Below are 739 nucleotides of genomic sequence, written 5' to 3'. Positions count from 1 at the left end.
CTAAAATAAAACTAAACTAGACAGCCACTCCAATTAAAAAATAAAACTGTGCCATAAAATCTACTTTTTAGGTTAATTATTTACCTTTCCTACTCGGTTATTTTAATTTCATCCATTTAGTAAGTCATTAGCACCCTTAAACCTAAATTACACGCATGAGAATAACTGCATAATTACAGTTTTAATTTCTTACTAAGAGGTTTAAGTCTTATGCGAGTAGCTTTTCGCAATTACTGATATTTGCCCGCCGCTTTCGCTTTAAGTTTTCACAATAACCTTCTTGTGAGGCTGGCCTGCCCACTGCGCCATGAAATACGCGCGTAAATTGTGTGGTGAGTTTTAACCAGTTTTCTGGAGATATATTCACTCTTTCCAGTAAAGACAAATGTGTACTTTCAATATACCCTCGCTTGTCTTCTCGTATACAACGTCCTGTAAATTCAACAAGTTCAAGGTACGATTTAAGCTCAAACGGCAGCCCTTTGGGCATAATCTGACGTGGCATACCTGCAAAGCGAAGGAGTTGTTTTGGCTGCTTGCCTTCTTTTGCGCATATTAAGCGTACTTGAGCGCTGGTATGGTCTGACTCTTCTGCCGTTTTAGCCATCTTGGCTCTAATGGGGTTTAAATCTACATACGCCATACAGGCGGCAAGTGCGGCTTCATCTAGTAATGCTTGTGAGCTAAATCGCCCCTCCCAAAACCTGCCAGTACAGTTATCTTCCTTATTTGCTCTGCG

1 pseudogene is annotated in these 739 nt (G+C 40.3%); it reads right to left on the bottom strand.

Features of this window, described 5'->3' with window-relative positions:
- Positions 1–208: 208 nt before the first annotated feature.
- Positions 209–739, bottom strand: a pseudogene (locus GQR46_RS20270) (transposase); the annotation flags it as partial.

Origin of the sequence: Pseudoalteromonas sp. Z1A6, assembly GCF_011378745.1 — a bacterium.
Lineage (GTDB): Bacteria > Pseudomonadota > Gammaproteobacteria > Enterobacterales > Alteromonadaceae > Pseudoalteromonas > Pseudoalteromonas arctica.
The sequence above is the reverse complement of the archived record's forward strand: the minus strand, read 5'-3'. Positions and strand labels throughout refer to the sequence as shown.